The 25,514-nt window shown below is 69.8% G+C and carries 25 protein-coding genes and 1 pseudogene; 19 read left to right on the top strand and 7 right to left on the bottom strand.

What is annotated here, in order from left to right; genetic code table 11:
• Nucleotides 1-29: 29 nt before the first annotated feature.
• Complete coding sequence (locus ACWF82_RS13880; RefSeq protein WP_452501113.1) at nt 30-608, bottom strand: TIGR03086 family metal-binding protein; 579 nt, start codon at nt 606-608, stop codon at nt 30-32.
• A 62-nt stretch (nt 609-670) separates the two neighbouring features.
• On the opposite strand from ACWF82_RS13880, the pseudogene ACWF82_RS13875 reads away from it, so the two are divergent.
• Nucleotides 671-835 (top strand): annotated as a pseudogene (locus tag ACWF82_RS13875) (helix-turn-helix domain-containing protein); the annotation flags it as partial.
• A gap of 61 nt (nt 836-896) precedes the next feature.
• Nucleotides 897-1,034: a hypothetical protein gene (locus ACWF82_RS13870; protein WP_379085493.1), complete on the top strand. Its 138-nt coding sequence runs from the start codon at nt 897-899 to the stop codon at nt 1,032-1,034.
• Between the two features lie 7 nt (nt 1,035-1,041).
• Here the strand turns inward: ACWF82_RS13870 and ACWF82_RS13865 are convergent, their stop codons facing one another.
• Nucleotides 1,042-1,626: a TetR/AcrR family transcriptional regulator C-terminal domain-containing protein gene (locus ACWF82_RS13865; RefSeq protein ID WP_452501111.1), complete on the bottom strand. Its 585-nt coding sequence runs from the start codon at nt 1,624-1,626 to the stop codon at nt 1,042-1,044.
• 150 nt (nt 1,627-1,776) lie between these two features.
• On the opposite strand from ACWF82_RS13865, the gene bioB reads away from it, so the two are divergent.
• The 6 genes from bioB (at nt 1,777) to ACWF82_RS13835 (ending at nt 5,766) form a co-directional block, all read left to right on the top strand.
• Nucleotides 1,777-2,790 (top strand): biotin synthase BioB, encoded by a 1,014-nt coding sequence (gene bioB, locus ACWF82_RS13860; protein ID WP_452501109.1) that lies wholly within the window; start codon nt 1,777-1,779, stop codon nt 2,788-2,790.
• A gap of 26 nt (nt 2,791-2,816) precedes the next feature.
• Nucleotides 2,817-3,026, top strand: a complete 210-nt coding sequence (gene bsaP / locus ACWF82_RS13855; protein WP_378854095.1) for a biotin synthase auxiliary protein BsaP — start codon at nt 2,817-2,819, stop codon at nt 3,024-3,026.
• Between the two features lie 2 nt (nt 3,027-3,028).
• Nucleotides 3,029-3,673 carry a DUF2567 domain-containing protein gene (locus tag ACWF82_RS13850; protein ID WP_452501107.1) on the top strand — a complete coding sequence of 215 codons (645 nt, stop codon included), beginning with the start codon at nt 3,029-3,031 and terminating at the stop codon, nt 3,671-3,673.
• A 72-nt stretch (nt 3,674-3,745) separates the two neighbouring features.
• On the top strand, nt 3,746-4,279 hold the full coding sequence (locus ACWF82_RS13845) for a DUF1353 domain-containing protein (RefSeq protein WP_452501105.1): 534 nt from the start codon (nt 3,746-3,748) through the stop codon (nt 4,277-4,279).
• Between the two features lie 122 nt (nt 4,280-4,401).
• Nucleotides 4,402-5,505, top strand: coding sequence for an AI-2E family transporter (locus ACWF82_RS13840; protein ID WP_452501103.1), 1,104 nt, complete (start codon nt 4,402-4,404; stop codon nt 5,503-5,505).
• Between the two features lie 93 nt (nt 5,506-5,598).
• On the top strand, nt 5,599-5,766 hold the full coding sequence (locus tag ACWF82_RS13835) for a hypothetical protein (protein WP_379308738.1): 168 nt from the start codon (nt 5,599-5,601) through the stop codon (nt 5,764-5,766).
• A 4-nt stretch (nt 5,767-5,770) separates the two neighbouring features.
• On the opposite strand, the gene ACWF82_RS13830 is transcribed toward ACWF82_RS13835, so the two are convergent.
• From ACWF82_RS13830 to ACWF82_RS13820, 3 genes are read right to left on the bottom strand one after another with little or no spacing between them, the layout of a single operon-like run.
• Nucleotides 5,771-6,262, bottom strand: a complete 492-nt coding sequence (locus ACWF82_RS13830; protein WP_452501100.1) for a nitroreductase/quinone reductase family protein — start codon at nt 6,260-6,262, stop codon at nt 5,771-5,773.
• A gap of 34 nt (nt 6,263-6,296) precedes the next feature.
• A complete protein-coding gene (locus ACWF82_RS13825) occupies nt 6,297-7,103 on the bottom strand; it encodes an ABC transporter permease (RefSeq protein WP_452501098.1) in 807 nt (268 codons plus the stop codon).
• A complete protein-coding gene (locus ACWF82_RS13820; RefSeq protein ID WP_452501096.1) occupies nt 7,100-8,053 on the bottom strand; it encodes an ABC transporter ATP-binding protein in 954 nt (317 codons plus the stop codon). Before ACWF82_RS13820 ends, ACWF82_RS13825 begins: the two co-directional genes overlap by 4 nt.
• Before the next feature lie 95 nt (nt 8,054-8,148).
• On the opposite strand from ACWF82_RS13820, the gene ACWF82_RS13815 reads away from it, so the two are divergent.
• Nucleotides 8,149-8,823 (top strand): TetR/AcrR family transcriptional regulator, encoded by a 675-nt coding sequence (locus ACWF82_RS13815; RefSeq protein WP_452501095.1) that lies wholly within the window; start codon nt 8,149-8,151, stop codon nt 8,821-8,823.
• A 10-nt stretch (nt 8,824-8,833) separates the two neighbouring features.
• On the opposite strand, the gene ACWF82_RS13810 is transcribed toward ACWF82_RS13815, so the two are convergent.
• Nucleotides 8,834-9,562, bottom strand: a complete 729-nt coding sequence (locus ACWF82_RS13810) for an NUDIX hydrolase (RefSeq protein ID WP_452501093.1) — start codon at nt 9,560-9,562, stop codon at nt 8,834-8,836.
• 78 nt (nt 9,563-9,640) lie between these two features.
• On the opposite strand from ACWF82_RS13810, the gene nadA reads away from it, so the two are divergent.
• The 4 genes from nadA to ACWF82_RS13790 all read left to right on the top strand — a co-directional run bounded on the left by nadA (nt 9,641) and on the right by ACWF82_RS13790 (nt 14,073).
• Complete coding sequence (gene nadA, locus ACWF82_RS13805; protein ID WP_452501091.1) at nt 9,641-10,678, top strand: quinolinate synthase NadA; 1,038 nt, start codon at nt 9,641-9,643, stop codon at nt 10,676-10,678.
• 37 nt (nt 10,679-10,715) lie between these two features.
• Entirely contained in the window at nt 10,716-12,371 is a 1,656-nt protein-coding gene (locus tag ACWF82_RS13800; protein ID WP_452501089.1) for an L-aspartate oxidase, read from the top strand.
• A gap of 97 nt (nt 12,372-12,468) precedes the next feature.
• On the top strand, nt 12,469-13,329 hold the full coding sequence (gene nadC, locus ACWF82_RS13795; RefSeq protein ID WP_452501087.1) for a carboxylating nicotinate-nucleotide diphosphorylase: 861 nt from the start codon (nt 12,469-12,471) through the stop codon (nt 13,327-13,329).
• A 207-nt stretch (nt 13,330-13,536) separates the two neighbouring features.
• Nucleotides 13,537-14,073, top strand: a complete 537-nt coding sequence (locus tag ACWF82_RS13790; RefSeq protein WP_452501085.1) for a hypothetical protein — start codon at nt 13,537-13,539, stop codon at nt 14,071-14,073.
• A gap of 180 nt (nt 14,074-14,253) precedes the next feature.
• On the opposite strand, the gene ACWF82_RS13785 is transcribed toward ACWF82_RS13790, so the two are convergent.
• Nucleotides 14,254-15,432 carry a winged helix DNA-binding domain-containing protein gene (locus tag ACWF82_RS13785; RefSeq protein WP_452501083.1) on the bottom strand — a complete coding sequence of 393 codons (1,179 nt, stop codon included), beginning with the start codon at nt 15,430-15,432 and terminating at the stop codon, nt 14,254-14,256.
• Between the two features lie 157 nt (nt 15,433-15,589).
• Between ACWF82_RS13785 and ACWF82_RS13780 the strand changes: the two genes are divergently transcribed.
• The 6 genes from ACWF82_RS13780 (at nt 15,590) to ACWF82_RS13755 (ending at nt 25,441) form a co-directional block, all read left to right on the top strand.
• Nucleotides 15,590-17,716 (top strand): TRAP transporter permease, encoded by a 2,127-nt coding sequence (locus ACWF82_RS13780; RefSeq protein ID WP_452501081.1) that lies wholly within the window; start codon nt 15,590-15,592, stop codon nt 17,714-17,716.
• 33 nt (nt 17,717-17,749) lie between these two features.
• The gene (locus tag ACWF82_RS13775) at nt 17,750-18,739 is read left to right on the top strand and encodes a TAXI family TRAP transporter solute-binding subunit (protein WP_452501080.1); all 990 of its coding nucleotides are present in this window, start codon (nt 17,750-17,752) and stop codon (nt 18,737-18,739) included.
• Between the two features lie 148 nt (nt 18,740-18,887).
• Complete coding sequence (locus ACWF82_RS13770) at nt 18,888-19,751, top strand: arylamine N-acetyltransferase family protein (protein ID WP_452501078.1); 864 nt, start codon at nt 18,888-18,890, stop codon at nt 19,749-19,751.
• Between the two features lie 131 nt (nt 19,752-19,882).
• Nucleotides 19,883-21,964 carry an acyltransferase family protein gene (locus ACWF82_RS13765; RefSeq protein WP_452501076.1) on the top strand — a complete coding sequence of 694 codons (2,082 nt, stop codon included), beginning with the start codon at nt 19,883-19,885 and terminating at the stop codon, nt 21,962-21,964.
• A 47-nt stretch (nt 21,965-22,011) separates the two neighbouring features.
• On the top strand, nt 22,012-23,754 hold the full coding sequence (locus ACWF82_RS13760; protein ID WP_452501074.1) for a penicillin-binding transpeptidase domain-containing protein: 1,743 nt from the start codon (nt 22,012-22,014) through the stop codon (nt 23,752-23,754).
• Between the two features lie 88 nt (nt 23,755-23,842).
• Nucleotides 23,843-25,441 (top strand): protein kinase domain-containing protein, encoded by a 1,599-nt coding sequence (locus tag ACWF82_RS13755; protein ID WP_452501072.1) that lies wholly within the window; start codon nt 23,843-23,845, stop codon nt 25,439-25,441.
• Nucleotides 25,442-25,514: the final 73 nt, after the last annotated feature.

Raw genomic sequence — 25,514 nt, 5'->3', positions numbered from 1 at the left:
TGATCGGGCCAAGGAGTTGTGGTGGCGGCCTACTTCCCGGCGGGGTCGCGGCCGGTGAGGCCGAGGACGCGGTCGAGGAGGGGAGCGTCGGGGGCGACCGGGATTTCGGGTCCGTAGATGCCCATCTGGCGGCCCTGGTCGGCGGTGGCGGCGGTTTCGTCGTAGGCGTAGCGGAGCAGGTCGTCGTCCCATTGCGGTGCGGCGCCGAGAGCGCGGGCGAGGTCCCAGGTATGCACGATCAGTTCGCCGACCACCATGCCACCGACCAGCGGAGCGGGCAGCTGCATCGGGCCGCCCATGTGCGTGACGCCCTGCCAGGCATCGGGGTTTCGCCAGGCGGTGGCGAGGTCGTCGAGCTGGGTGTCGAGGGCCGCGGCCCAGTCGCTGTCGGTCAGATCGACCTCGGATTCGGCGGCCGCGGGCGGGGCGATCGCCTCCTTCCGGGCCGCGCCGATCAGCGACGGACCCCAGAACAGCAGATGGTTCAGCAGGGCGCGGACGTCGAACTCGGTGCACGGGGTCGGGGCGGCGAGACAATCCGGCGTGATGGTGTGCAGGAGGTTCGACAACGGTTCGGCGGCGCGTGCCACGCGTTCGGTTTCGGACATAGATCGAGGTAACCACCGTGACGCGGGTGCTGTCTTGAACAAACGCGACATACACTCGCCATCGCCTGCACGAGATCACCGAGCGCCTCACCGAGCGAACCGAGATCGATGGGGCCGCAACCGCCGCCGAGCTCGGGTACGCCGACCAGGCCCACCTCAGCCGTGACTTCCGCACGATCTTCGGTGAACCGCCCACCCGCTACGCGCAGCGCTACGAACTGCGGTAACGCCGTGATCGGCTACCCCGACAGTGATAGTGAACCGAAGTAACGACAAGGAGTGGACAGTATGGGATCTACCGATGTCATCAACTGGCTGGTCGAGGGTTATCTCGCGGGGGACCCCGTCCGGGGACCGATCTGGGTCGCGTTCATGTACGCGATGATGCCGTTCCAGCTGCTCGGCATGATGACCGGCAGCGCCTAGCCCGCGATCAGCGCACCCGCGTACCGAGGATGGTGCGCACGCCCGCGATGAACAACTGCAGACCGAAGTCGAAACGGGCTGTGGGATCGGGCGTTTCGAGCAGCGGAGAGGCTCCGTCGGGCAGCGCGCCGACGGAGTCCATCTGCATGCGGGACTGCTCGTCGACGGTCTGGCCGAGGACGTAGTAGAGCAGGGTGTAGGCCGTGAGTTCGGCTTCCTCCCTTGTCATTCCGGCCCGGATGACGATCCCGGCGAGGCGTTCGCGCGCCTTGCTGGTGGTCAGGCGCGAGGCATAGGTGGCCGAGACCAGTTCGGCGCCGTCGCGGTAGGCGAGCAGGCAGTCGCGCAGGCGGTGGGCGAGTTCGGCGAGCTGCTCGGGCCATCCGGTGGCCGTGATCGGCTCGTCCATCGGCGCCAGGATCCGGTCGGCGACCGCGCCGAGCAGCGACTGCTTGTCCTTGACGTGCCAGTACAGCGCGCCCGGCTGCACCTGCAGTGCACCGGCGAGCCTGCGCATCGTCAGATCGGCGAGTCCGTACTGGTCGAGAATGTCGACGGCGGCATCGACCACATCCGTCTTCCGCAGCTGCACGCGCGTCCTTCCCTTCGAATTCACCGACCCGGGTGTCGTGTCTCACCCCTAGCAGCTACCCTAGCCTGAACACCGTTCAAGTTGCACGGCTACGCCGGGTGGATCACACCCGTGCCCCGTGCACGTACCCCGTCGAAGGGACATCACGTCGTGACACAGGCACCCGTCCAGACCGACATTCTGGCCATCGCCCGTGAGCAGGTGCTCGAGCGCGGCGAAGGCCTCACCGAGGCGCAGACCGTCGAGGTGCTGCGCCTGGGCGACGATCGCCTGGAAGCGCTGCTCGAGCTCGCCCACGAGGTGCGGATGAAGTGGTGCGGCCCCGAGGTCGAGGTCGAGGGCATCATCAGCCTCAAGACCGGCGGCTGCCCCGAGGACTGCCACTTCTGCTCGCAGTCGGGCCTGTTCCAGTCGCCCGTGCGCGCGGCCTGGCTCGACATCCCCAGCCTGGTCGAGGCGGCCAAGCAGACCGCCAAGACCGGCGCCACCGAGTTCTGCATCGTCGCCGCGGTGCGCGGCCCGGACGAGCGCCTGATGGCGCAGGTCGCCGCGGGTGTCGAGGCCATCCGCAACGAGGTCGACATCCAGGTCGCGTGCTCGCTGGGCATGCTGAACCAGGAGCAGGTCGACCAGCTCGCCGCGATGGGCGTGCACCGCTACAACCACAACCTCGAGACCGCCAAGTCGCACTTCCCGAAGGTCGTCACCACGCACACCTACGAGGAGCGCTGGGACACCCTGCGGATGGTGCGCGAGGCGGGCATGGAGGTCTGCTGCGGCGGCATCCTCGGCATGGGCGAGACCATCGAGCAGCGCGCCGAATTCGCCGCGCAGCTGGCCTCGCTCGAGCCCGACGAGGTGCCGCTGAACTTCCTCAACCCGCGTCCCGGCACCCCCTTCGGTGACCTCGAGGTGCTGCCCGCCGCCGACGCGCTGCGCGCCATCGCCGCGTTCCGCCTCGCGCTGCCGCGCACCATCCTGCGCTTCGCCGGTGGCCGCGAGATCACCCTCGGTGACCTCGGCGCCAAGCAGGGCATGCTCGGCGGCATCAACGCCGTCATCGTCGGCAACTATCTGACCACCCTCGGCCGCCCCGCCGAATCGGATCTCGATCTGCTGGGTGAGCTGAAGATGCCGATCAAGGCGTTCAACGAAACCCTCTGAGGCATCGGCACAGTAGGGTGACTGATATGGACGAGCGCTATAACCCGTTCACCGGCAAGCGGATCGTGCCCGGACTCGACGACGCGATGCCCGCTTCGGCGGCGCTCGGGCTCGAGCCGCCGCGCTTCTGTGAGCAGTGCGGCCGCCGGATGATCGTGCAGGTGAGCCCCGACGGCTGGTGGGCCAAGTGCTCCCGGCACGGGGTCATCGAATCGGCGCAGCTGGAACGCCGGTAGTGGTGGCCGAGGTCGGCGCCGGGCCGCGCCCCGAGGTGCTGCGCCGCGAGCTGATCGGCGTCGGTGTCGTCGCGGCCGTCGTGCTCGCGGCGAGCGCGGCGGCGGGCGTGGCCTGGGGACTGCTCGCGCCGACCGAACGGCTGCGGGTGACCCAGCCCGGTCGCGCCGCCGTGCTCACCGGCGAGAGCCTGCACCTGTTCGACGCCGTCGGGATGTTCCTGTGCCTCGGTGCGGTGGTCGCGGTGCTGAGCGCGGCCGCGGCCTGGCGGGTGCGGATCGTGCGCGGGCCCTTGCTGGTCGTCGGCATCCTGCTGGCCTCGGGACTCGGTGCCGCGGTGATGATGTGGGTGGGCGAAGCGGTCGCCGAACTGCGGCATCCGCGTCCGGACGATCCCGCGGTCGGGACGATCGTCGCGTTGCCCGCCGAGGTCGGCACCGATCTCGCGCTGCTGGTGCAACCGTTCCTGGCCGCGCTCGTGCTGTTGTTCCTCGCCGCACTGCACCCGCGCACCGATCTCGGTTCCGGCACTGCGGGTTTGCTCGGCGACCTGCGCCCGGCCGAGATCGACGACTATCCACTGCCGGTCCAGGCCGAGGAGTATCGGCCGAGCGGCGATTTCGATTCGAGTCCGCAACCGCGCGCCTGAGCGCGGATCTCACGCCGTCCGGGTCTCTACCATCGTCTATAACGGCAGGTAGACGGCTCGAGAGGAGCGGTCGTGGGTTTCATCGGTGGTGGTCCGGTCGTCGAGGAACTGGACGCGAAATTCTGGCGACTCACCGAGCCGCTCACGTATCAAGGTGCGGTCCAGACCTTTACGGTCCCCGCCGGTTTCCGCACCGACTTCGCGTCGGTGCCACGTTCGCTGGTCTGGCTGATCCCGCGCTACGGCGCCTACACCCGGGCCGCGATCCTGCACGATTACCTGTGCCGCACGGACACGATCAGCCGTGCCGACGCCGACGGGATCTTCCGTCGGTGCCTGCACGAGTTCGAGGTCTCGACGCCGCGGCGCTGGATGATGTGGGCCGCAGTCCGTCTGGGTAGCCGGTTGCGCGGCGCGACACCAGGAGACGTCGCGCGCTGGGTCGTGATCGCGGTGCCGTCGGTGGTGTTCCTGACGGTGCCCGTCGTCGTGGTGACGTTGTCGCTGTGGCTGTTCTGGGTGGTCGAGCTGGCGTTCTGGGCCGTCGGGCGGCTGGGCAGGCGGACGACGGAGCCACCGCCTGCCCCGCAGATGAAGACCGCCTAGCCGGATTCATCCAGAACGGGCGATGTGCGCCGCCCGTGACCTCCCTAGCGTCGGTTCCGGAGGACTGTGCGGCGCAGCGCGAAGTCCTCTCCGGCTGAGTTCACCAGACCGAGGGAGTGTCGATGTCCGAGCCGAGCACGGGCGCAGCAGCGCTACCGTCCTGGTCGATTCCTCGCGGACTGATCGTCCTGCTGTCGCTGGCCGCCGGCGTAGTCGTGATCGGGGGGCTGAAAGCCTTTTCCGGCATCGTCGGACCGATCTTCCTTGCCCTCATGTTGACCATCGCGGTCCAGCCGTTGCAGGGGTGGGCGCAGCGGCGCGGGTGGTCCGCGTGGGCGGGGATGATCATCGCCCTCCTCGCGGTGGTGGCGATTCTGCTCGGAATCGGCGGGGCGCTGGCGGTGTCGGCGTGGCAGCTGGCCTCGCTGCTGCCGGAGTACGCCGACAAGCTGGACTCGCTGCTCGACAACGCCCGGGGGCTGCTGTCGGACTTCGGCATCAGCTCCGACCAGATCCACCAGGTGCTCGACGGCATCGATGTCGGCAAGGTGGTCGAGTTCGTCGAGCAGTTGCTCGGCGGGGTGCTCGGGGTCTTCTCGAATCTGTTCTTCGTCCTCGCGCTGCTGCTGTTCATGGCCATCGACGGGATGTCCATGGACAAGCGGATGGGCGTGGTGCAGCAGCAGCGGCCCGCCATCGCCGACGCGCTGCTCTCCTTCGCCGACGGCACCCGCAAATACCTCATTGTGTCCACCGTGTTCGGCGCGATCGTGGCGGTGATCGACGGTGGCGCACTGTGGTTGATGGGGGTGCCGCTGCCGATCCTGTGGGCGCTGCTGTCGTTCATCACCAACTACATCCCGAATATCGGCTTCGTCATCGGTGTCATCCCGCCCGCGCTGCTGGCCCTGCTCGACAGCGGGCCGGTGCTGATGATCTGGGTGATCGTGGTCTATTCGGTGATCAACTTCGTCATCCAGTCGATCATCCAGCCCAAATTCGTCGGCGACGCCGTCGGTTTGAGCGTGACCGTCACCTTCCTGTCGCTGGTGTTCTGGGCGTGGGTGATCGGCGCGCTCGGCGCCCTGCTCGCCATCCCGCTGACCCTGCTGGTCAAGGCGCTGCTGCTCGATATCGATCCGTCGACGCGGTGGGCCGATGTGCTGATCGGCGCGCCGCTGCCGAAGAAGGTGCCGGAAGAAGAGCGGGAAGAGAAGCGGCCGTGACGACGTGCTGTCGCGCACCGGAAAACCGGTGGCCCCATCGCGGCCCGCTCGCCTACCGTCGACAGGTCAAATCCGCACCGGGGAGGAACGGCCATGCGCGCCACCGAGAAGACCGAGACCGACGCACCGACCGAGCGACCTGATCTCGCTGCGTGGCGGCGCCGCCACGCACTGCGCAGTTCCTCCGCCGCCACCGCGGTGCCCAGCGGGCGGACGTACCGGCGAGCGCCGAAGCATCGCGATCGCCGATACGAATCCTGATCTCCTACTGGGTATCTCGGGTCAGCACCACCAGGGGCAGCGGCTTGTCGACCTTGGCCTGATATTCGGCCAGTAGTGAATTCTCCGCCAGTGCCCAGGCCGCGAACTCGTCGTACCCGGCGCCGGTGAGCACCTCGGCCGTCGCCGCGAACTTCTCCCCGCCCAACTCGATCGTCACCCGCGGGTCGGCCTTGGCGTTGTGGACCCAGGCCGGATACCGGTCCTCGATGAACGAGCTCACATACAGGACATCGCCGCGATACAGCGCGCCCAGCGGAACCACATGCTGCTTACCGCTTTTGGCGCCGGTGGTCGTCAACAGGAGCAGCGTGGCCCCCGCGTAGTCGCCACCGACCCGACCGTTGTTCTCCCGGAATTCCCGGACGACGCCGTCGTTCCACCCGGCCATCTCCTCGGCCGAGTACTCCCGGTTCCACGGTGCGTCCGGGTCGTCGTAAGAAGTGATCTCTTTCGCGTCCGCCGCGTTGTTGTCCATGCGAGCAGTGTGACAGCGACCACCGACAAATAGCTCAGGCCGAACTCGCGTAGCGGCGGATCGCGAGGGGTGCGGAGAGGGCGAACAAAACCGCGATCCACAGCCAGGCGGCCGGTACCGGATGCTGGGTCGGCCAGGCGCCCGCCGACGCGGCCGGATCGGACCCGAGCAGCGCGCGCAGGGCCCCGACGACGGCGCTCACCGGATTCCACTCGGCGATGGTCGCGACGCCGGTGGGCATGGTCGAGGTCGGGACGAAGACGTTGGAGAACATCAGCGCGCCGAAGATCATCGGCGCCGCCTGCTGCAGCGCTTGTTCGTCCTTGATCGCGGTACCGAGCGCGATGCCGAGCCAGGCCAGGACCCAGCGGAACGCCAGCAACAGTGCGATCGCCGCCGCGACCTCGCCGGCTCCCGCGTCCACCCGCCAGCCGAGCAGATATCCCGCGCCGGACATCAGCGCGAGCGCGAGGACACCGACCACGGTCTCGGCCAGCGCGAGCCCGGCAGGGGCGGCCGCCGGCGACAGCGGCAGCGCGCGGAGCCGATCGGTGAATCCACTGTGCAGGTCGGCGTTCGCGGTCGACGCGGTGGACGTCAGGCCCATGGCCGCGACCAGGACCAGCACGCCGGGCACCAGGTAGGCGCGGTAGGCCGTGGCGTCGCCGCCGCCGGCGAGCGCGCCGCCGAAGACGAAGCCGAACAGCAGCATCATGCCCAGTGGCGCGGCCAGGGTGATCGCGAACAGGCCGGGGGAGTTGCGGTAGTTGGTCAGCACCCGCCCGAACAGGATCGACGCACCGGCGTACACGGACACCTCGCGGGTGCCGGCGGCGCTCATGCCGCGATCCGATCGCGACCGGTGAGCGCGAGGAACGCGTCGTCGAGAGTGGTTGCGCGGGTGCCGATATCGCGGACGGTGATGTCGGCGGCGTCGAGTGCGCGCAGGACCGTGAGCAGACCGGGTGCCGCGCCGGTGAAGGTGAAGGACAGTTCCAGCGGCGAATCATGCTGTGCTGGTGGGGGATCCACCGGCGAGCCGCCGAAGCTGCCGAGGATTGCCAGCACCTCGTCGTGGCGGTGTGGATCGGCGACGACCAGGTCGAGACCGGCGGGCACGGCCGCGAGGATCTGTTCCGGAGTTCCGGTCGCGATCACCCGCCCGGCTTCCAGGATGGTGATCGCGTCGGCCAGGCGCTGCGCCTCGTCGAGGTACTGGGTGGTGAGCAGCACGGTGGTGCCCTCGGCGACGAAATCGCGGATGTAGGTGTAGATCTCGTTGCGGCTGTGCGGATCGAGCCCGGTTGTCGGCTCGTCGAGGAACAGCACGGCGGGGCGCACGATCATGCCCGCGATGATGTCGAGTCTGCGGCGCATGCCACCGGAATAGGTGCCTGCCGTGCGATCGGCGGCCCCGGTCAGTTCGAATCGGTCCAGCAACTCCGCGGCGTGACGGCGGGCCGCGGCGGCGCGGAAGCCGTTGAGGCGGGCCAGCAGCACGAGATTCTGCCGTCCCGTCAGGCGCGGGTCGACGGCGTGGAACTGGCCGACCAGGCCGAGTTGCCGCTTCGCGTCGTCGGCCTGGCCGACGGTGTCGAAACCGCGGATCGTGGCCCGGCCGGACGTGGGCCGCGCCAAAGTCGCCAGCATGCGCACGGTGGTGGTTTTGCCCGAGCCGTTCGGGCCGAGCAGGGCATGTACCTGGCCGGTCGGCACCTGTAGATCTACCCCGTCGACCACGGTGTTCTTGCCGTAGGTCCTGGTCAATGCGGTGGCTTCGATGGCGTGCACGGCATCCTCCCTTCATTGCTAACAGTGTTCGCAATTGCAGGATACGCATCTGCTAACGCTGTTCGCAACTAGCGTTCTGCGGCATGCTGACACCTATGACGCACACCGGATCCTCGTTGTGGTCGCGCGGCGGAGCGCCCCGGCCGGGGCCGCGCCCGGCGTACACGCTCGACCAGCTCGCCGACGCCTGCGTACGGCGCGCCGACGCGGGCGGGCTGCGCGCGGTCTCGATGCGCGGGGTCGCCGACGAGCTCGGCACCGCCGCCGCCTCGCTGTATCGCTATGTCGACGGCAAGGACGACCTGATCGCGCTCATGGTCGACCGGGTGGCGGGCGAATACGACTACCCGGCCGCTACCGGCGAGGTGCGCGCCGACGTGCTCGCCCTCGCCGAGCAGTCCCGCGCGCTGCACCGCAGGCACCCGTGGCTGGCGCAGGCGGGCCCGACGGCCATGGGCCCCAATTCGGTGCGCTACCTGGACCGGATGGCCGGTGCGCTGGCCCCCGCCGGGCTCGCCGCAGGCGCGACCATGATGGGCATCGCCCTGCTGTCCGGCTGGGGCGCGACCTTCGCCGCGCAGGAAGCGGCCGGTCTGTCCGCCGCGCAACTCGGTGCCGGTCTCGCCGCACCGGCGGGCGACTTCCCGCACCTCGCGGCGTTGTTCGCGACCGAACCCGCCGCCACGCAGGGCCCGATCACCAACGACGAGGTGTTCGTCGCCGGCGTCGACGCCCTGCTGTTCGGCATCCTCGCCGACGCCGGGAAGTGAACGGCTCCGATCAGTGCGGCGGCCGTAGGGCGGCGAATTCGTCGGTGACGCGGAGGCCGGAGTCGGTGAAGCGGTAGAGGGCGGCTGGGCGGCCACCCGCGCGGCCGGAGGGGGCGGTGTCGCCGGTGGGGGTGATCACCTTGCGGCGGGAGAGGACTCGCTGGAGGTTGGTGGTGTCTACGTCGTAACCCAGTGCCGCGCAATAGATTTCGCGGAGTGTGGACATGGTGAAGGTGTCGGGGGCCAGGGCGTAGGCGATGTTGGTGTAGGAGAGTTTGGCGGCCAGCCGGGTGCGGGCGTGGTCGACGACGGTGCGGTGGTCGAAGGACATGTCCGGGAGTGCCGAGACCGGGTGCCAGGTGGTGTCGGGCGGGAGTTCGGGTTCGGTGGTCAGCGGGACCAGGCCGAGGTAGGCCGAGGCGATGCGGCGCGGGGCCGGGACGCGGTCGGGGTCGCTGAACACCGAGAGCTGTTCCAGGTGGGCCAGCTCGCGGACGTCGACCTTCTCGGCGAGCTGGCGCCGGGCCGAGGCGTCGAGCTCCTCGTCGTCGCGTAGCCTGCCGCCGGGCAGCGACCAGGTGCCCTTCTGTGGGTCGAGTGCCCGCTCCCACAGCAGCACCGCCAGTTCCGGGTGCCTGGAACGACCCGCGGCGCCGCCACCTGCGGAAACATCGGCAGGGAAGCGGCGTACCTGGAACACCGCGGTGAGCGATTCGTGGATGGTGTTACTATGGGGCACGTTTTCGATTCTAAGTCGAAAACCTGGTTTGGTGCGAATCGAGGCGATGGAGCCGTTCGCACGAGGAAGGGAGCCACCATGGCGACGACGACTACACAGCCGACGCTGATGGGTTCGGTCTTCGACGGACCCACGGGGTACACGGGTGTCGAAGCGACGCCGGAGTGGGCGCAGGAGGTGCGGCGGCTGGCGCGTGAGCGCAACGCCACGATCCTCGCGCACAACTACCAGCTGCCCGAGATCCAGGACGTGGCCGACCACGTGGGCGACTCGCTGGCGCTGTCGCGGATCGCGGCCGAAGCCGAAGAAGACACCATCGTGTTCTGCGGCGTGCATTTCATGGCCGAGACCGCCAAGATACTCAGCCCCGCCAAGACGGTGCTCATCCCGGATCAGCGTGCGGGCTGCTCGCTGGCCGATTCCATCTCCGCCGAGGAACTGCGCGCCTGGAAGGCCGAGTACCCCGACGCGATGGTGGTGTCGTACGTGAACACCACCGCCGAGGTGAAGGCACTCACCGACATCTGCTGCACGTCGTCGAACGCCGTCGACGTGGTCGCCTCGATCGACCCGGACCGTGAGGTGCTGTTCCTGCCGGACCAGTTCCTCGGCGCGCACGTCAAGCGCGAGACCGGGCGCGAGAACATGCACATCTGGGCGGGCGAGTGCCACGTGCACGCGGGCATCAACGGTGACGAGCTCACCGAGCAGGCCCGCACGCACCCCGACGCCGAGCTGTTCGTGCACCCGGAGTGCGGCTGCGCCACCTCGGCGCTGTACCTGGCAGGCGAGGGTTCGTTCCCGGCCGACCGGGTGCACATCCTGTCCACCGGCGGCATGATCGACGCCGCGAAGGTCGCCAAGTCGAACCAGGTGCTGGTCGCGACCGAGATCGGCATGCTGCACCAGCTGCGCAAGGCGGCACCCGGCATCGACTTCCAGGCCGTCAACGACCGGGCCTCCTGCCCGTACATGAAGATGATCACCCCGGCCGCGCTGCTGCGCTGCCTGGTCGAGGGCGCCGACGAGGTGCACGTCGACCTGGCGATGGCCGAGGCCGGTCGCGCCTCGGTGCAGCGGATGATCGCGATCGGCAACCCCGGCGGTGGGGAGTGACCGCGCCCTTCGCCGCGCGGTCGAGCCGGTAACGACCATGAGGGCGACGGTTCCGGTCTCCTGGGAGGCCGAGGTCGACCTGGTGGTCATCGGCGGTGGTGTCGCGGGGCTGACGGCCGCGCGCACGGCGTCGCTGCGCGGGCTGCGGGTGCTCATCCTGAGCAAGGGCGGGCCCACCGACACCTCGACGCAGTACGCCCAGGGCGGCATCGCGGTCGTTGCGCCACAGGGTGATTCGGTCGATTCCCATGTGCACGACACCGTCGAGGCCGGTGCCGGGCTGTGCGAGGTCGACGCGGTGCGCTCGATCGTGGCGGGCGGGCAGGCGGCGGTGGCCGCGCTGACCGACCTCGGCGCGGTCTTCGATCTCGGTCGCGACGGCCAGATCTCGCGCACCCGCGAGGGCGGGCACAGCACCCGCCGGATCATCCACGCCGGTGGTGACGCCACCGGGGCCGAGGTGCAGCGGGCGCTCAACGCGGCCGGGCTGCCGGTGCTGTTCGGTGCCGCCGCCTTGCGCGTGATGACCGGGCCCGACGGTGTGCGTGGCGTTGTCGCGGTGTCGGACAACGGTTTCGGTGTCGTGCGCACGCCCGCGGTGCTGCTGGCGACCGGCGGGCTCGGACAGCTCTATGCCTCGAGTACCAATCCGCCCGGCGCGACCGGAGACGGTGTGGCACTGGCCCTGTGGGCCGGGGCCGCGGTGGCCGATCTCGAGTTCGTGCAGTTCCATCCGACGGTGCTCTACATCCCGGGCGGAGTGGGCAGGCGGCCGTTGATCAGTGAGGCCGTGCGTGGTGAAGGCGCGATTCTTGTCGATACCGATGGCAATTCGGTGATGGCTGGCGTGCATCCGCGGGGTGATCTGGCGCCGCGGGATGTGGTGTCGCGGGCCATCGCGGAGCGGATGCGGGCGACGGGGACCGATCATGTCTTCCTCGACGCGCGCCGGATCGACGGCTTCGCGCAGCGGTTCCCGACGATCACCGCTTCGTGTCTGGCGGCCGGGATCGACCCTGTGGCGCAACTGATTCCGGTCGCGCCCGGTGCCCACTACCAGTGCGGTGGGGTGCTGACCGACACCCACGGGCGGACCGGGGTTCCCGGGCTCTATGCCGCCGGTGAGGTCGCCAGGACCGGACTGCACGGGGCGAATCGGCTGGCCTCCAACAGTCTGCTCGAGGGCTTGGTGGTGGGCGAACGGGCCGGTGTCGCGGCGGCCGAGCGGCACGGTGTGCGATCGCGCATCGAGGAGATCCCGTCGTGGACGGTGGAATACGCCGATCGGGCCCTGGTGCAGCAGGTGATGACCGAGCACGCCTCCGTCGTGCGTGACGGTGCCGGGCTCGGTTCCGCACTGGCGCGGATCGAGGCGGCGCGGTCGGTGGCCTCGCCGCTGGACAACGCCTCGCCGCGGGCTGTCCAGCCGCTCGACGGAACCGGCTCCGGCGAGGGGGTGTTCGACGCGCCGCGCTCGCTGCGCCGGATCGAGGACGCCGCGCTGACGCTGACCGCTCGTGCGCTGCTGGTCGCGGCCGCCGACCGCGCCGAGAGCCGGGGCTGCCACACGCGCTCGGAGTACCCGGGCCAGGTCGAGGACCGCCGGCACAGCACCGCGGTGCGGCTGGGCGACGACGGCGCGCTCGAATTGTCCACCGTCGATGTCGTCGCGGCGCCGGTCTGTGCGCGATGAAGACCGGGCGCAGTCGCCTGAGCAAGACCGGTGGACGGATCATGTCCTCCGCCTTACCGAACCGGCGCACGGTGCGCCCGAGAACAGGAGTGCAGTGATGGCTCTGGATGCCGCCTTGGATCGTGACGAGTTGCTGACGCTGATCCGTACCGCGCTCGACGAGGATCTGCGTTACGGGCCCGACGTCACCACGGTCGCGACCGTGCCCGCCGACGCGGTGAGCAAGGCGTCGGTGGTGTCGCGCCAAAACGGCACCGTGGCCGGGCTCGATGTCGGGCTGCTGGTGCTCGACGAGGTGATCGGCGCCGGGAACTACTCCGTCACCGACCGGGTCGCCGACGGTACCCGGGTGGAGCCCGGCACCTCCGTGCTGAGTATCGAGGCGCCGACGCGCGGTCTGCTCACCGCCGAACGGACCATGCTGAACCTGGTGTGTCACCTGTCCGGGATCGCCACCGCCACCGCGGCCTGGGTCGACGAGGTCGACGGGACCGATTGCGAGATCCGTGACAGCCGCAAGACGCTGCCCGGGTTGCGCGCGTTGCAGAAGTACGCGGTGCGCGTGGGTGGCGGTGTGAATCACCGGATGGGGCTGGGTGATGCTGCGCTGATCAAGGACAACCACGTGGTCGCGGCGGGCTCGGTGGTCAACGCCCTGCGTGCCGTCCGTGAGCTCGCTCCCGACATAGCCTGCGAGGTCGAGGTGGACAGCCTCGAACAGCTCGACGCGGTGCTGGCCGAGAACGTCGAGCTGGTGCTGCTCGACAATTTCCCGCTGTGGCAGACCCAGGCCGCCGTCCAGCGCCGCGACGCCACCGCGCCGAACACGAAACTCGAGTCCTCGGGCGGGCTTTCGCTCGAACAGGCCGCGGACTACGCCCGCACCGGCGTCGACTACCTCGCCATCGGCGCCCTCACCCACTCGGTCCGCGTCCTCGACCTCGGCCTCGATATGTGAGCAGGCCTGGTGGTTTCAAGGCGCGACGTGCTCGAGGTCTTCGGGACTGTGGACCGACCGATCGATGGTTCGAAATGGATTGGTCCCGACTGTCAATGTGAAATAGATCACAAAAGTTGCCTTTAAGGCTGGATGGCTATTACTAATAGCCCGGTCGACGTTCGATTGGTCCGGTTCGGGGGGCACACGGTCGAGAGGGAGTACTTGATGTTCATGCGCTCAACTCGCAATATTCTTCTCGGTGCACTGCCGGTGGTTGTGGCGGTCACCTTCGCTGGAAGTGGTGTCGCGTCGGCGGATGCCTTCGCCGACCAGCAGGCTCAGCCGGTCACCGCGATGGCCGTGCAGGGGGACAGCTACGAGACCGCCATCGCCGAGTTCTCGTTCGGATCCGCCACCCCGGCGGGCGAAGCGATTTCGCAGGACGCCGAGATTTCCGGCGAAGGCGCTGTCTCGGAGGTGGCCGCTCCCGTGGTCGCGGATGTGATCGAGACCCAGCTGCAGGACGTCGCGACCGATCCGAAGGCCGAGAACTCCGACCCGGTGATCAACGGTGCTGCCGCTGGTGCCGGTCTCGGTGCGCTCGCCACCCTGGTCAACTGCCTCCCGTCCGTGATCGTGTTGGGCGTGGGCTACCCGATCTGCCTCGTGCTCGGCGCACTCCCCCATGCGCTCGTCGGTGCCATCATCGGTGGCATCGTGGGCCACATGAATCCCGAGGTCATTCCGCAGGTCCTGCCCTGAGAGGGCGGGTCGGCGGGTAACTGCGCCCGGCTCGGGGACTCCCGGTGCTGCTGCGGTGAAAAACGCAGTCGCGCCGGGAGTCTCGCTCTGTGTCGGGGATCAAGTCCGAGCGCGTCTGACCATGGACGACACGCTGCTCGAGGCCGTCGGCTTCCGGCCGGTCCCTCCGGCTGAGCCGGATCATCCGGTCAGTTCGCGCTGGAGTGGGGTGCGGAAGCGGGGGATGGCGCGCACTTCACCGAACCAGGTTGTGGTGCGGTCTATTTCGGCATCGATCAGTTTCTGGGTGTCGGCGTCGACGTCTTCGAGGAGCCGGGTCACCACGTCGCCGTCGGAGCGTTGGGCCCAGCCGCCGACGATGCGGCCGCCGGCCCAGATGGTGGGGCCGATATTGCCGTTGCGGTCGAACAGGGCCTCGGCGTGCGGGCCGAGGAACCAGTCGCGGGACTGCCAGCCCATGGGAGTCGGGTCGAGGGCGGGCAGCAGGGCGGCCCAAGGCTCCGGGGTGGGCACCGGGTCGAGGTCGTCGGCGAGGAGGATGCCGGTGACTCCGTCGAGGTCGACTTCGACGGTATCCAGGTGCGCCAGGGCTTTTCGGACCTCACCGAGGGTCCAGCCGGTCCACCACTTCAGGTCGGTGACGGGAGCGGGGCCGAAGGCGCGCAGCCACTGCCGCACCAGTTCCACCCGGGCCTGCTCGGCCGGAACAGGGGAGAACCCTTGTGGCAGCCAGGTTTCGACCGGCGCCCAGGTGTACTGGCTACTGGCCCAGCTGCCGTTCGGGCGCCCGCGCACGATCCGGCCCTCGGCGCCGAGCACCACCAGGACCCAGGTGGTGATGCTGGTCGGCTTCGAATACGACTTGCCGGGAGCCGTATCGATCTGGGTGCGCAGGCGCGGCACGTCCTTGCTCAACTGCACGCCGGTCGCCGCCCCGCGGGCCAGCAGCGCGGTGTGTGTCTCGGCCTCGACATCGCTGAGCCAGGACTGGACGTCGCCCTCGACGACCCCGGCCTGTTCGATATAGCGGCCGTAGGCGCGACGCTGTTTGTGCGCGAGCGCGTCGCAGGTGGAGGCCTGCAGGACCGGCAGCAACTCGGTCGGCGCGACGAACATGGTGCGGCGCATGGCGAGCAGCCGCAGCAGGGTGCGGTCGTCGTAGAGCGCCTTCCCGACATCCACCGGGGTGAGATCGATGCCGCGGGCGCCGACCGACAGGTACACCGTCGCCGGATCGGTGGCGTGCAGCACCACCATCGAGCGGGCGATATCGACGGGGTCGGTCGAGCGAGCCGACGGCGCGAGGCGATGCCGGGCCGCCAGGCGTGCGCGTCGCTGCGCGACATCGATCGAGAGCATGTCCGGATCGTAGGTGGGGGCACCGACAGTCTCGCCATCCGCGGGTTCGCTGCGCTGATCGGCGGCCGAATCGACCGGCGCGAAATGTCCATTTTGTGCAGACCGTGCGGTCGTCGTTTTCACTCCGACGCGCGAATCCCGTTGCTATGGTCCGCTGATGAGCTCAGCGCCACCGGTCGTCACTGCCGCTGAACTGGGTGTGGACGACGAGGAGCGGCCTGCGCGGGTGCTGTCCGGGTTCGCGGGCCTGCTGGTCGCCGTGGTCGCGCTCGGGCTGGCGCTGCTGTCGGTGTGGCAGGTGTTCCGGCCGCTGGCCGAAGGCAGTCAGTACTACCTGGTGGTGTTTCTCGCGGTCGCGCTGCCGCTGGTGTATCTGAGCTACCGGTCCTGGTGGGGCAGGCTCGATCGCGCCGACGGTCCCGCCGTGCTCGACTGGGTGCTGGCCGCGGTCGCGCTGCTGGTGTGCCTGTATCCGATCCTGCCGGTGCGCATCGGCGACGCGGGTGGCGGCTACAACGCGTTCCTCGACCGGCAGGGGATGCTGGCGCCACTGGATGTGGTGATGGGCGGATTGCTGCTGGTATTGGTGCTGGAAGCGTGCCGGCGCACCACCGGGATCATCCTGCCCGCGGTGTGTCTGGTGTTCCTCGCCTACGGCTACTACGGTGGACTGCTGCCGCAGGACTGGGCGATCGCGCACGCCGGACTCGATGTCGACCAGATCGTCGACGCCCTGTACAACTCCGGCAGCGGCTTCTACGGCACGCCGCTGGACGTGGCGGCCAGCTACATCGTGTTGTTCACCCTCTACGGCGCTGTCCTCGAATTTTCCGGTGCCGCACGGTTCTTCGTCGATCTGTCGGTCTCGCTGTTCCGTCGCTCGCACAGCGCGGCGGGACGGACAGCGGTGGTGTCGGGGTTCCTGCTCGGCACCGTCTCCGGGTCGGGCACCGCGACCGCGGTGAGCACCGGCGCGGTCACCTGGCCGATCCTGCGCCGGGCGGGCTACCGGCCCGAACAGGCGGGCGGCATGCTCGCCGCGGCCGGTGTCGGTGCGATCCTGTCGCCGCCCACACTGGGCGTCGCGGCGTTCATCGTCGCCGAATATCTCGACGTGTCGTATGTGACGGTGCTCGGGTGGGCGCTGATCCCGACGCTGCTCTACTACCTCGGCATCCTGCTGTCGGTCGAGATCGACGCCCGCCGCATCCACGCCGAGGGACGCGCGCCCGCCGACCTCGCCGACGGGCCGCTGCCCACGCCGTGGTGGAAACTGCTGGGGCGCTTCGGGTATCACTTCTCCTCGCTGATCGTGATCGTCGTGCTGCTGCTGGCCGGGATGAGCGCGACCCGCGCCGTCGTCTACGCCACGGTGCTCGCCCTGATCCTGGCCGTGCCGGACCGGATGCTGCGCGCGCGGGCGGCATCCGGCGACAAGGACGCGAAAGTGCCCGGCGAACAAGTTGTTCCGAGCGTGGACGGGCGGCAGTGGTCGGGGCGCGAGATCGGGCAGTTCGCGCTCGAGGCCCTGCGCGCGCTGTCGCTCGGCATGCGCTCGGCGCTGCCCGTGGTCGCGGTGTGCGCGGCGGCGGGCGTGATCACGGCGATGACCACCAAGACCGGCCTCGGCGCGCAACTGGCGTCGTTGCTGGTGCGAGCCGGTTCGGTGCTGTCCGACGACCCCGCCGTTGTCCTGGCGACGACCGCGGTGCTGGCGGCGATCGCGCTGTCGCTGCTGGGGCTGGCGGTGCCGGTGACGGCGTCGTTCGTCATCGGTTGGGTGATCATCGGGCCGGCGCTGCTCGACCTGGACGTCGCCGCGCCTGCGGCGGCGATGTTCGTCTTCTACTTCTCGGTGCTCTCGGAGGTGACGCCGCCGACCGCGCTGGCCGCCGTCGGCGCGGCCGCGGTCACCGGAGCGAAAGCCATGCCCACCATGTGGGCGGCTCTGCGATACGCGCTGCCCGCGTTCCTGGTGCCGCTGATGTTCGTGCTCACCGACTCCGGCCAGCACCTGCTCGGCCGCGGCGCCCTGCTCGACGTGCTGTGGGTGAGCGCGGCCGCCTGTGTCGGCGTGGCGGCGCTGGCGGCGGCGACGGGCGGCTGGTTGTTCGGCATCGGCGCGGTCGGGCCGATCCCGCGCGGGCTGGCCGCGGTGGCCGGCTTGACCTTGCTCTACCCGAGTCCGGCCGCGACCGGCATCGGGCTCGCGATGCTGCTCGTCGCCGCACTCGCGGGCGTCGTCGACCGGACGCGACGCCGAACAGCCACGGATACACCGTGATCCGTGGACATCAGCTCCGACGAGAGGGACCTCATGGTCAGAACAGTTGTCGCCGTGGTCGCGGTATCCGCCGCGGCGGCCGTGCTCACCGGATGCGGCGGGCGGCAGGACACCCCGACCGCCGACACGGGCGGCGAGGTGACCTGTGAAGTGAAGCAGGACACCAGGATCGGCATCGCCACCGGCAATGCGACCGGCGTGTACTTCGCGCTGGGCAATGCCTACGCCGAGCAGGTCTCGGCCGCCACCGGCGGCACGGTCAAGGCGACCGCCGCCGAGACCGGCGCGTCGGTGCAGAACATCCAGCAGGTCGTCGGCGGCACCTACCAGGTCGGCTTCTCGCTGGCCGACTCCGCCGCCGACGCCGTGCAGGGCACGGGCAGCTTCACCAGCCCGCAGCCGGTGCGCGCGCTGGCCCGGCTCTACGACAACTACACCCAGGTGATCGTGCGTGCCGACGCGGGCATCAACTCACTCGCTGATCTGCGCGGCAAGCGGGTGTCCACCGGATCGCCCAAATCGGGCACCGAGGTCATCGCGCAGCGTGTGCTGCAAGCCGCCGGCCTCAACCCCGACAGCGATGTCTCCGCGCAACGTCTCGACCTGACGAAAACCGTCGACGGGCTCAAGGACGGTTCCATCGACGCGATGTTCTGGTCGGGTGGTCTGCCGACGCCCGGCATCACCGACCTGTTCACCACCGCCAGGGACAAGGTCCGTTTCCTCGACATCACCGGGGTGCTGCCCAAGCTGAAGGAGATCAACCCGGTGTACGAGACGGGGGCGATCCCCGCCGCCACCTACGGCCTCGCCGCCGACGTGCCGACCATCGTGGTGCCCAACCTGCTCGTCGTCCGCGACGACCTGGACGCGAATCTGGCCTGCGTGCTCACCAAGACGCTGCTCGACCGTAAGCCGCAGCTGGAGCAGGCGAATCCGGCGGCCAAGGGCATCAATGCCGACACCGCGAGCAAGACCGAGCCGGTGCAGCTGCACCGCGGGTCGGCGGTCGCGCTGGGCTGAGTGCGGGACCGTCGCGTCCGCGGGGGTGCGGTCGCGACGGTCGCGTGCGGTGGCACCGGGAGAGGGACACTCTCGGCATGAGGCAGTGGGGCGCGGCCTGACCGGGGCGGCCGGGAACAAGGGGCGCCACAGCGAAGTTGTGCGAGGTATGACAGAGGCTGCTGAGCGACGCGACGACCGCTGGCTGGGCGAGGACCTGGATCTGGAGGCCTACCTGGCCCGGATCGGCTACGACGGACCGCGCACCGCCTCCCTCGACACCCTGCGCGCGCTGGTTCGCGGCCACACCACGACGATTCCCTTCGAGAATCTCGAGATCATCCTCGGCCGCGGGATCCCGCTCGAGCTGGAGGCGTTGCAGGACAAGCTGATCCGGCGCCGCCGTGGCGGGTACTGCTTCGAGAATGCCGGCGTGTTCGCCGCCGTGCTGGAACGGTTCGGGTTCGGCGTCTCCGGGCTGAGCGGCCGCGTCACCTATGGGGCGTTCGCCGACGGGGCGATCCGGCCCGCCACCCACGCCCTGCTGCGGGTGACGGCACCCGGCGACGATCGCGTCTGGATCTGCGACGTCGGCTTCGGTTTCGGCCCGCTCGAGCCCTTCGAATTGGTCGACGGGCGTGGTGAATTCAGTCTCGGTGAGTGGCGCTACCGTCTCGAGCGCCGCCCCGGTGACCTCTGGGTGCTGTTCCAGTTCGGCCGCGACGGCTGGATCGATCGCTACACGTTCACCGAGAACCCGCAGTACCGGATCGACTACGCCGTCGGCAACCACTTCGTCTCGACGTCGCCGCGATCCCCGTTCACCACCCGGCCCTTCCTGCAGCGGTTCCTGCCCGAGGTCCACCACGTACTCGACGATATGACGCTGACCACCGAATATCCCGACGGCACCGCGCACTCGCGGGAACTCGAACCGGGCGAACTGCCCAAGGTGCTGGCCGAGGTATTCGACATCGACCTCGACGAATCCGACGCGGCCGCCCTGGTGACGTTGCCCTGGCGGACGCCCTAGCGGCCCACATCGCGGGCCTCCGCAACGGCTCGGCGGTTTGCTTCCCACGTGGCGCTACGGCAAATTGATGGTTACTTGCCGGGAAACAAACCCCGCTGTGTGCTGTGGGGTCCGAATCGTTGGGGTCGTTCGTGCCGAAAGTTCAGTCCGCGTCCGCGGTTGCGCCGGAGACGGCGATCCTTCGTCGACCCGGCGCAGCCCCGGCCGGGCGGCGGCAGGACCTGGACGGGTTGCGTGGCGTCGCGATCGCGCTGGTCGTCGCGTTCCACGTGTGGGCGGGCCGGGTGTCCGGCGGGGTCGACGTGTTTCTCGTGCTGTCGGGGTTCTTCTTCACCGGCGCGGTGGTGCGCGGGGTCGAACGCCGGGGTGGTGTGTCGGCCCGGGTGACCGCGCGGCGAACCGTACGCCGGTTGATGCCATCGCTGGTGGTGGTGCTGGCAGCCATCGTGCTCGCCACGGTCGCCCTGCGGCCCTACACCCAGCTGGGTGAGACGGCGGCGCAGACGCTGGCCTCGATGTTCTACGCGCAGAACTGGTATCTCGCGACCGCCGAACTCGACTACCTGGCGCCCGATCCGTCGGTCAGCCCGTTGCAGCATCTGTGGTCGATGTCGGTGCAGGGTCAGTTCTATCTGGTGATCCTCGCGGTCCTGGCCGGGTGGGCGTGGCTGCGACGGCGTGGCGCGGCCGGTCGGCCCGCGCTGCTGATGGTGCTGACCGGGGTGGGGTTGCTCTCGTTCTGGTACGCCGCGTCCGGCTCCGCGCAGCATCAGGCGTGGACCTACTACGACAGCGTCGCGCGCGGCTGGGAACTGCTGGCCGGTGCGGCGCTGGCCGTGGCAGCGTTGTGGCTGCGGTTGCCGCGGCGGGTGCGGGGACTCGCCGCCGCGGTGGGCCTGCTGATGGTGCTGTCGTGCGGTCCGATCTTCGACGGCGCCATCCAGTTTCCCGGGGTGGCGGCGCTGTGGCCGGTGGCCGCGGCCTGTCTGGTGATCGCCTCCGGATTCGGTGTCGCGGGGGCGGCGGCGTGGCCGAACCGGGTGCTGGCCGGGCGGGTCTGTACCGAACTCGGGGCCATCGCCTACCCGCTGTATCTGTGGCACTGGCCGATTCTCATCTTCTATCTGGCCGAATCCGGCCGCGCGCACGCCGGGCTCGCCGACGGGCTGCTCGTGATCGGCGTCTCGCTGGTGCTGGCGTATGCGACCACCCGCCTGATCGAGACGCCGTTGCGGCTGCCGCCCACCGGTCAGGACAGCCCCGTCGGCAGGCATCGGCCGACGGGTGTGCTGGTCGGCGCGCTCGCCGTCGCCGTGCTCGCCTCGGCGCTGGGCTGGCAGCTGGTGCTGCGGGCCAATCCGGCGGTGCCGCCGCAGGCGCTCGACGTCGACCGGTATCCGGGGGCGGCCGCCCTGCTGTCGGGCGCGGAGTACTCGCCGGAACCGATGCGCCCCACCGTGTTCGAAGGGCAGGCCGACTCGCCGCCGCCGACGACCGACGGCTGCATCACCCCCAACCGCGAGGTCCGCACCTGTACCTACGGCGACCACAGCGCGACCCGCTCGATCGCGGTGGTCGGCGGATCGCACTCCGAGCACTGGATTCCCGCGCTGGAACTGCTCGGCGTCGAGCACGGCATCCGGGTGGTCTCCTATCTCAAGGAGGGGTGCCCTGTCACCCTCGCCGATCAGCCCTCGTATGCCGAATGGCCGTTCCCCGAATGCCACGAATGGTCGGTGGAGGTGCTCGACCGGCTGGCCGCCGAGCCGCCGGACTGGGTGCTCACCCTGTCGACGCGGTATCGCAAGGACGGTCCGGGTGACGAGGTGCCCGGCGAATATCTCGAGGTGTGGTCGGCGATGCAGGACCGCGGCCTGAATGTGCTGGCGCTGCGCGATACTCCGCGACTGCGCCGCGACGGCGTCCTCTACCGCGCCACCGACTGCCTGGCCCATCGCGGCGATCCCGACAGCTGCGGACTGGACCGGGCCGACGCGCTCGACGCCGTCGACCCGGCCGGGGAACCGGCGGCCGGGTACCCGAACGTCTATCTGCTCGATCTCTCCGATGCCGTGTGCAGGCCGCAGCGGTGCCGGGTCGTCGAGGGCAATGTGCTCATCTACCGCGACGAACACCACCTGACCGCCAGCTACGCGCGCTCGCTCGCCCCCGAGCTCGGCCGCCAGATCGGGGCGATCACCGGCTGGTGGTAACAAGCGAGATGCCTACCGATGCCACGACTGCGGCTACCCTCGGTCGCGTGCGCATCTCCCGCAAGACACCGGTCCTGCTCCTCGCGCTCGCCCTGCTGCCGGTCGCGTGCTCGTCGGGACCCGATCAGCCACAGACCGTCGCCGACGCTTTCGCCACCGCCCTGAGCAGCGGTGACGCCGCCGCGGCCGCGGCGCTCACCGACGCTCCCGACCAGGCCCGTCCGGTGCTGACCACCCTGTTCGAGAATCTCGGAAAGAACGACTCGGTCCGGGTGTCGGCTACCGGCGACAGCTCCTTCACCCTCGAATCGACCTGGAAATTCGGCCCCGGCGGCCGCAACGAGTGGACCTACACCAGCACCGGCACCGCCGCCGGCACCGACGGCTGGAAGATCGACTGGAATCCCGCGATCGTCGCCCCCGGGCTCGAGCTCGGACCGCTCAGCTACAGCCCGGTCTATCCGAAACCCGCACGCGTGCTGGACTCCTCGGGCGGCGATCTGATGACCCAGCAGGTGGTGACGCTGGTGACCGTCGCCCCCGACGCCGACCTGGCCGCCGCGGCCGCGCTGCTCGCGCCGCACGGTGTCACCGAGGCCACGTTGCGGACGGATCTGGCCGCGGCGCAAGGTAAACCGATCACCGCGGTCGCGCTGCGCGAAGCCGACATCGCCCCGGTCCAGCAGACGCTGAGCGGAGTGCGCGGCGTGACGCTCGCACCGCAGACCAGGCTGCTCACCGTCGACAAGACCCTGGCCGGACCGACGAACTCCGGTCTGGCCGAACTCTGGCAGCAGCAGGCCGACAGCGCGGCGGGGTGGGCGGTGCGCGCGCAGACCGCCCAGGGCACCCAGCGCATCGCCGGACCCGACGCGACCCCGACCACCGACATCGCGACCACCGTCGACATCGACCTGCAGAACGCCGCCGAGGCCGCGCTGACCCCGCTGACCCAGCCCGCCGCGATCGTCGCGCTGCGGCCGTCGTCCGGGGACGTGCTGGCCGTCGCGCAGAACGCACCGGCCGACGCGCAAGGCCCGATCGCGCTCACCGGCCTCTACCCGCCCGGGTCCACGTTCAAGACCGTCACCGTCTCGGCCGCGCTGCAGGCGGGCGGGGTGAACATCGACACCGTGCTGCCCTGCCCCGGCCGCGCGACCATCGAGGGCCGCACGATTCCCAACGACAACGGCTTCGATCTCGGCTCGGTGCCGCTGCACACCGCGTTCGCGCGCTCCTGCAACACCACGATGGCCGAACTCGGCGTGCGCTTGCCCGCCGACGGGCTCACCGCGGCCGCCGCGCAGCTGGGTCTCGGGGTGGATTATGTGACACCCGGCTTGACGACTGTCACCGGGAAGGTTCCGTCCGCGCAGAACCCGGCCCAGCGGGTGGAGTCGAGCATCGGGCAGGGCAGCGTCACCGCCTCGCCGTTCGGGATGGCGCTCGTCGCCGCCTCGCTCGCGCACGGCTCCGCGCCGGCGCCCGCCATCGTGCGCGGGCGGCCCGGCACCGCGGACCGGGCGTCCGCGCCGGTGCCCGCCGACGTGACGTCGCAGATAGAGACCATGATGGGGGAGACGGTGACCGCCGGAACCGCTACCGCGTTACGCGATATTCCGGGGCTGCTCGGCAAGACCGGCACCGCCGAATACCTCGACGACAAGCACGCGCACGGCTGGTTCGTCGGCATCGACGGCGACCTCGCGTTCGCGGTCTTCGTCGCCGACGCGGGCAGTTCCGGGCCCGCGGTGGAGGCCGCCGGACGGATGCTGAGGGCCAAACAATGATCTATGTCACGCTCTGTGGGCGAGCAATACCCACGCTGCCGCACGCGGTCCGCACCGGGCCAGCTACACTCGTCGACGGACCATATCCATGGTCAATACGCGGGATGTCACAATTTCGAGAAGGTTCGGAGTAGGCGCCATCGATACCGGTCAGAAGATCGCGGAGCATTACCGCCTGGTCGAGCGTATTGGTAGCGGCGGCACAGGCGTTGTATGGCGCGCTGTCGACGAACGCCTCCAACGCTCCGTGGCTGTGAAGCAGATCCACATCAAACCCAGCCTGCCCGAGGGCGAGCGGGATGTCCTGCGCCAGCGTGCGATTCGGGAAGCCCGCAACGCGGCGCGCTTCCAGCATCCCAACGCCATCGTCGTCTTCGACATCACCGAGCACAACGGTGACCCGTGCCTGGTGATGGAGTACCTCAAGTCGGTCAGCCTGGCCGCCGAGCTGGGACAGAAGGGTCCGCTGCCGCTGACCGAGGTCGCCCGCATCGGTGAACAGGTCGCGTCCTCGCTGATCGCCGCCCACCAGGCCGGACTCGTGCACCGTGACGTGAAACCGGGCAACATCCTGCTCGGTGACCACGGTGAGGTGAAGATCACCGACTTCGGCATCTCCCGCGCCGCCGGTGACGTCACCCTCACCGAGACGGGCCTGATCTGCGGCACCGCCGCCTACCTGGCGCCGGAGGTCGCGCGCGGTTCCGATCCGACGCCGGCCGCCGACGTGTTCGCGCTGGGTGCGACGCTGTTCCACGCGCTAGAGGGTGAACCGCCCTACGGCGCCAACGCCAATCCCCTAGCCGTGCTCTACGCGGCGGCCAACGGTCAGGTGCGCGAGCCGCGCAATGCCGGGCCTGCCACCGACTTCCTGCTCGACCTGCTCAGCCCGGACCCGCTGGACCGGCCGACGATGACCGAGGCCCGCGACGCGCTGGCCGCGTTCGCCGACGACGACGCCGTGCCCGCCGGGTTCGTGCCCGCCAGCGAGGCCTACGGCCGCCGCAATTCGTCCGCCGCGACCCAGGTGATCCGGCAGTCCGGGCACCGGACCTCGCATGCGGGCGCGTCCACCGCGACGACCCGGCAGATCCGGTCGAACCCGCGCCCGCCGACGCGCCACGACACCGCCGCGCACCCGCCGACCGCGGCCCAGCCCGCACCCGTACCGCGCAAGCAGGCGGGCAAGGGCCGTGCGGTGCTGATCGGTTCCGGTGTCGGCGCGGTGATCGCCGCCATCGCCGTCGCGGTCAGCGCGATGAACAGCTCGGACTCGAATTCGCCGCAGGTGCAGGCGAAGCCCTCGACCTCGGTGCAGTCCTCGGCCGGTCCGGCCTCGCCCAGCGCGGTCCCGGCCGCGCTCGGCCAGACCACCAATGTCGGCACCGTCGACATCGGCTCGGCGGGCCTGCTGGTGGAGGACTTCTTCTCCAACCCGGGCGGCTCCTGGTCGCTGCTCACCCCGGCCGCGCAGAAGGTCTACGGCAGTGAGTCCGCGTTCCGGGAGTACTGGAACGACCGCACCGTCGACACCTTCGCCAGCATCACCGCGGTCAAGGGCAACAACGTCGACGGCTCGACCGACATGCGCCTGGCCAGCATCACCATCAACGGCCAGACCAAGGCCATGGTCATGCGGGTCGTGAACTCCGGCGGCAGCCTGCGGATCGACGGCGACACCCGCTGACAGCAGGCCCGGACAACGGATCGATGACGGACCCGGCAGGGACAAACCCTGCCGGGTCCGTCGTCTTCGGCGG

This window comes from Nocardia sp. NPDC055053 (assembly GCF_053608285.1).
The sequence above is the reverse complement of the archived record's forward strand: the minus strand, read 5'-3'. Positions and strand labels throughout refer to the sequence as shown.